This window comes from Brevundimonas sp. EAKA, assembly GCF_000698025.1.
Classification (GTDB): domain Bacteria; phylum Pseudomonadota; class Alphaproteobacteria; order Caulobacterales; family Caulobacteraceae; genus Brevundimonas; species Brevundimonas mediterranea_A.
In genome coordinates, this window is record NZ_JMQR01000174.1 from 1 (window position 1) to 5,153 (window position 5,153).

Annotated in this window: 4 protein-coding genes; 1 reads left to right on the forward strand and 3 read right to left on the reverse strand. The window is 69.4% G+C overall.

Going from position 1 to position 5,153, the window contains the following annotated elements:
• Positions 1-33: 33 nt before the first annotated feature.
• Both ER13_RS16015 and rpmE read right to left on the reverse strand, forming a co-directional pair.
• Complete coding sequence (locus ER13_RS16015) at positions 34-1,596, reverse strand: murein L,D-transpeptidase (protein ID WP_035310871.1); 1,563 nt, start codon at positions 1,594-1,596, stop codon at positions 34-36.
• A 191-nt stretch (positions 1,597-1,787) separates the two neighbouring features.
• The gene (gene rpmE, locus ER13_RS16020; protein WP_008258897.1) at positions 1,788-2,012 is read right to left on the reverse strand and encodes a 50S ribosomal protein L31; all 225 of its coding nucleotides are present in this window, start codon (positions 2,010-2,012) and stop codon (positions 1,788-1,790) included.
• A gap of 248 nt (positions 2,013-2,260) precedes the next feature.
• Between rpmE and ER13_RS16025 the strand changes: the two genes are divergently transcribed.
• Complete coding sequence (locus tag ER13_RS16025) at positions 2,261-4,030, forward strand: ABC transporter transmembrane domain-containing protein (RefSeq protein WP_230307746.1); 1,770 nt, start codon at positions 2,261-2,263, stop codon at positions 4,028-4,030.
• Between the two features lie 13 nt (positions 4,031-4,043).
• Here ER13_RS16025 and ER13_RS16030 read toward each other — a convergent pair whose 3' ends face one another.
• Entirely contained in the window at positions 4,044-5,069 is a 1,026-nt protein-coding gene (locus ER13_RS16030) for a glycerophosphodiester phosphodiesterase (RefSeq protein WP_035310873.1), read from the reverse strand.
• Between the last annotated feature and the right edge of the window lie 84 nt (positions 5,070-5,153).

Here is a 5,153-nt window from a genome sequence, read left to right on the forward strand (position 1 = left end):
CCTCCCCCGAGGGGGAGGGAGAAGATTGTCCCCTTACGGCCCGACGTCGTTGACGTCGCGGCGGCCGTCGTCGACCGGTTTGGGCAGGCTGACGGCGATGCCCAGGGCCTGGTCCAGCTTGTCGTCGCGGCCATAGACGTCCTCGCGGAACGCCACCCGGCCCTGACCGTCCACGAAGGCGGTCCAATAGAGCAGGCGCACCGAGATCTCGCGGCCGGTGGTGACGCGGGTCGTCTCGCGCGTGTCCTGGGCCGTGTCGAACTGCGCCAGCTTGACCGGGTCGGGCGACAGCAGCAGCCGCGCGAACTCGACCGCATTCTGCACCCGCACGCAGCCGTGGCTGCGCTGGCGCATTGACAGGTTGAACGCCCCCTTGGACGGGGTGTCGTGCAGGAAGATGGCGTAGCTGTCGCGCAGCTCGAACTTCACATAGCCCAGTGCGGCTTTCGGCCCGGCGCGCTGGATCACCGTGCCGTTCTGAACATACATGTCGTTGGCGGCCAGATAGGCCGGCCCCTTGGGCAGGATCTCCCGGCGGGCGATGCTGGCCGGGACATACCAGGGCGGATTGGCGACCACCGAGGCGAAGGGCTTCTCCAGGCTGGGCGTCTGGTTTTCGGCCGAGCCGACGATGACGCGGTTGGAGTGGACCGGCTTGCCGTCCTTCCAATAGACCATGATGGCGGCGGCGGTGTTGACCTCGATCCGCTCGGGCGCGACGTCGCGCTTCAGCCAGCGGCGGCGTTCCAGGTTCAGGGCGATCTGGCGGGCGCGGTCCTCGGCCGAGGCCGACAGCGAACGCTGGGTCCCCGTGCCGATGCGGCCGTCGGCGCCCAGACCGTGGCGGACCTGGAAGCCCTGAACCGCCTGTTGCAGCTCCGACCCATAGGTCAGGCCCTCGGTCTTCAGCCGCGCGCCGTTCGCCGCCGTCAGGTCGCCTTCGGCCGTCAGCCGGTCGATCAGGGCCGGGATGCGCCGGTCGCTCATGTTCGGCTCGATCGTCGGGCCGGCCGGGAAGGCGGGCCAGCCGCCCTGGGCCGCCAGGCGACGATAACGGACATAGCCCGCCGACAGGTTCTGATAGCCGATGTCGGTCGGCGCCAGACCCTCGAACCAGTCCAGCAGGATGTTGCGGGCCAGGGCGTCGCTCAGGCCGCGCGGCAGGTCCACGCGGTTCTTCTGCATCTCCCACAGGTCCTCGACCGTCTCGGGCCGGACCTTGCCCTCGGCCAGGACGCGGCCATAGGCCAGGGCTGCGGCCGTGGTGCGCAGATCCGACGAGGCGGGATCGGCGGCCAGGCCGACGAAGTCGAAATAGTCGCCGGCCGACAGGCCGTGCCGCTCGGTCCGACCGGCGACGGCGTTGAGGGCGCGCAGCCGATCGGCGGTCCACACCGGCCGCCAGCCGTTCATTTCATAAAAGGCGCGGACGTCGGCCTGCTGGGTCTCGGGCAGACGCGAAATCTGGTCGTTGAAACTGTTGTAGAAGGCGGTCGCCTGCGAACCGCGCTGCACGGTCACCTGCTGCGCGCGCGCCGTGGAGGCGAGGGTCACGGTCGCCGTCGCGACGCCCAGACCCAGTTCCCGTCTATTCATAACCCGTCCGCTTCCCGATGGGTCGATCCCCGTGGATCGACGCCCTTGCTTCGCCGTATGTGCGAACGCCGCTTATGTTACCGATGTTCCCGGCAAACAAAAAGCGCCGGTCCCGGGACCGGCGCTCTTCATGAGCCGATTGCTGCTCAGATGCTGCCCAAATGCTGCAACGTGTCGCAGCCAGGACGCGCCTACTTCTTGATGAAGCCGGCGAACTTGTTGTTGAAGCGCGAAACGCGGCCGCCGCGGTCCAGCAGGTGGGCGTTGCCGCCGGTCCAGGCCGGGTGGGTCAGCGGATCGATGTCCAGGTTCAGCGTGCCGCCTTCCTTACCGTAGGTCGAGCGGGTCTGGTACGAGGTGCCATCCGTCATCACCACGGTGATGAAGTGATAGTCGGGGTGCGTATCGGCCTTCATTGGTCGTCGTCCGGTCTCTGGCGCGGTGACGATGCCGACCGTCGGTGCGCGTGAAATTGAGAATCCCGCCGAAAGAGTCAGCGGGAAAGAGCGGGGCGTTTACACCGGGGGGCGTTCCGGGGCAAGAGGCGGGCGCAATGACCGATCAAACCGCCGCTCCCGCCCGTTCCGCCGCCGTTTCGGGGCGCGCCTCCGGCGTCGGAACGGCCGAAGGCCGACCCAGCGCCGGGGCCCTTTTGATGGAGCAGATGTCCGAGGCGGGCGAGAAACGCGCCAAACGCCGCGACATTCGCCCCCTGGCCCGCCTGATCCCCTTCGCCATGCGCCACAAGGGCCATGCCCTGATGGCGGTCTTCTGGCTGCTGCTGTCCACCACCGCCTCGCTGGGGCTGACGGTCCTGGCCCGCGGGGCCATCGACCATGGGTTCGAGGCCGGCGGCGCCAATCTGAACCGGTGGTTCCTGCTGCTGGGCGCCAACGCCCTGTTCCTGGGCCTGGCCACCGCCGCCCGCTATTTCTACGTCACCCGCACGGGCGAGCGCGTCATCGCCGATGTCCGCAAGGGCTTGTTCGGCCGCATATTGACCCTGGACCCGTCCTTCTACGCCCATATGCGCACCGGCGAGGTGCTGTCGCGCCTGACGACCGACATCGCCCTGGTCGAGACCCTGATGACCACCTCGGTCTCCTATGCCCTGCGCAACTTCCTGACCCTGATCGGCGGGGTCGCCCTGCTGTTCTTCGTCAGCCCCAAGCTGACGGGTCTGGTCATGCTGATCGTGCCCTTCCTGCTGGGCCCCATCTTCATCTTCGGCCGCCGGGTGCGCAAACTGACCGTCGCCTCTCAGGACCGGTTCGCCAACGCCGTCGGCTTCGCCGGCGAGAGCGTGGACGCGATCGAGACCGTTCAGGCCTTCGGCCGCGAACGCAGCGCCATCGCCCGCTTCGGCGCGGCCGTCGAGGACGCCTTCGCCGCCTCCCTGACCCGGATGCGGGCGCGAGCCTGGATGACCGCCCTGATCATCATCGTCATGTTCGGCGGCGTCACCCTGGTGCTGTGGCTGGGGGCGCTGGACGTGGTGGCGGGGGTGATGACGCCCGGCGCATTGCTTCAGTTCGTGCTGCTGTCGGTCTTCGCCGCCGGGGCGGTCGGCGCCCTGGGCGAGAGCTGGGGCGATGTCCAGAAGGCCGCCGGCGCCATGGAGCGGATCGAGGAGCTGATGCAGGCCACGCCCGACATCGCCCCGCCGGCCCAGCCTGTCACCTTGCCGTCGCCGCCGCGCGGCGAGGTGTCCATGTCCGCCGTCGGCTTCTCCTACCCCGGCCGTCCCGACCTGCCCGCCCTGAAGGGTTTCAGCCTGACCGTGCGGCCGGGCGAGACCGTGGCCCTGGTCGGTCCGTCGGGGGCGGGCAAGTCCACCGTCTTCCGCCTGCTGCTGCGCTTCTATGATCCCCAGACCGGCGTGGTCTCGGTCGACGGCGTCGACGTGCGTCAGGCCGATCCCGTCGCCGTGCGCGACCGCTTCGCCTGGGTGTCGCAGGAGACGCCGCTGTTCTCGGGTTCGGCCCTGGAGAACATCCGCTTCGGCCGCGAGACCGCCACCCTGGAAGAGGCCCGCGCCGTCGCCGACAAGGCCCAGGCCCTGGGCTTCATCGACGCCCTGCCGGAAGGTTTCGACACCCCGCTGGGCGAACGCGGCAAGAGCCTGTCGGGCGGTCAGCGCCAGCGTCTGGCCATCGCCCGCGCCCTGGTCCGCGACGCCCCCATCCTGCTGCTGGATGAGGCGACCAGCGCCCTGGACGCCGAAAGCGAACGCCTGGTCCAGATCGCCCTCGATCAGGCCATGGAAGAGCGCACCACCATCGTCATCGCCCACCGCCTGGCCACCGTGCTTCGCGCCGACCGCATCGTCGTCATGGACGACGGCCGCGTGGTGGAGGAGGGGACGCACGACCAACTGGTGGCCAAGGGCGGGCTTTACGCGCGGTTGGCCGAGCTGCAGTTCCGCGCCGGATAGACGCGCGGTCCGGCTACCTGGATCGCGCCAGGGCCGGGAAGTCGGAGAAGACGGCGTCCACACCCGCCTCCGCGAAGGCGGCGGCGTAGCCCGCCATGTCGCCATGGTCGGCGAACCCTTCGCCCCGCCGCCGCTCTGCCGGGAGGAAGGCGTTCTCGGCCCGCAGGGTCCAGATCACCACCTTCAGCCCCGCCGCATGGGCGTCCGTGACCAGGGCGCTGGGCGCGGTCGTGCGGCCTTCGGCGTCGCGCGGCAGGACCAGGGTCATCTCCGGCGCGATCCAGTCGGCATAGGCGGCCATGGCCTTCAGGCCTTCGGGCGTGATCATCTGGGCGTAGGTCTGCGACAGCCGGTCCTCGGGCGCGCCGGCTGCGCTGACCAGTTGCGCCAGCGGGACGTCGATCCTCTGCGACAGCCGCTCCAGCGGTCCGACCTCGAAACACTGGACGACGACGGGCGCGTCGGCGCCGGTCAGGCTCAGCCGCTCCAGTTCGCCCACGAAGGCGTCCTCCATCGGCAGGCCGATGGCGGCGAAATAGGTCGGGTGTTTCAGCTCGGGGGCCACGGCGATGGTGCGGCCGGTCCGGGCGGAGGCTTCGCGCGCGATGGCCACGACCTCGTCGAAGGTCAGGATGGGTTCTTGCCCGTCATAGGCGACATTGCCAGGCCGGAACTCGGGCAGCCGCTCCCTGGCCCGCAGGGTCTTCAGCTCGGCCAAGGTGAAGTCCTCGGTGAACCATCCGGTGATGGCCGCGCCGTCGATGGTCTTGGTGGTCTTGCGATCCGCGAACTCGGGCCGGTCGGCCACGTCGGTCGTACCGCCGATCTCGTTCTCGTGCCGGTCGATGAAGACTCCGTCCCTGGACATCACCAGATCCGGCTCGATCACATCGGCGCCCTGTTCGATCGCCAGTTGATAGGCCGCGCGCGTATGCTCCGGCCGTTCGCCGGACGCGCCGCGATGGGCGATGATCAGGGGCTGGGCCACGGCGGGCGTTCCAACGAGCAGGGCGAGGGCGGTGACGATGGCGCGGATCATGCTCCTTGGATAGGGGCGCCGCGCGACAACCGAATGACGACGGCGTTTCTCCCTCCCCCTGCGGGGGAGGGAGAAACGCAGCGG

Excerpts from the sequence above, each read along its gene's own strand:
- ER13_RS16025 (WP_230307746.1), top strand. The coding sequence starts at position 2,261 with ATGTCCGAGGCGGGCGAGAAACGCGCCAAACGCCGCGACATTCGCCCC.
- rpmE (WP_008258897.1), bottom strand. The coding sequence starts at position 2,012 with ATGAAGGCCGATACGCACCCCGACTATCACTTCATCACCGTGGTGATG.
- ER13_RS16030 (WP_035310873.1), bottom strand. The coding sequence starts at position 5,069 with ATGATCCGCGCCATCGTCACCGCCCTCGCCCTGCTCGTTGGAACGCCC.
- ER13_RS16015 (WP_035310871.1), bottom strand. The coding sequence starts at position 1,596 with ATGAATAGACGGGAACTGGGTCTGGGCGTCGCGACGGCGACCGTGACC.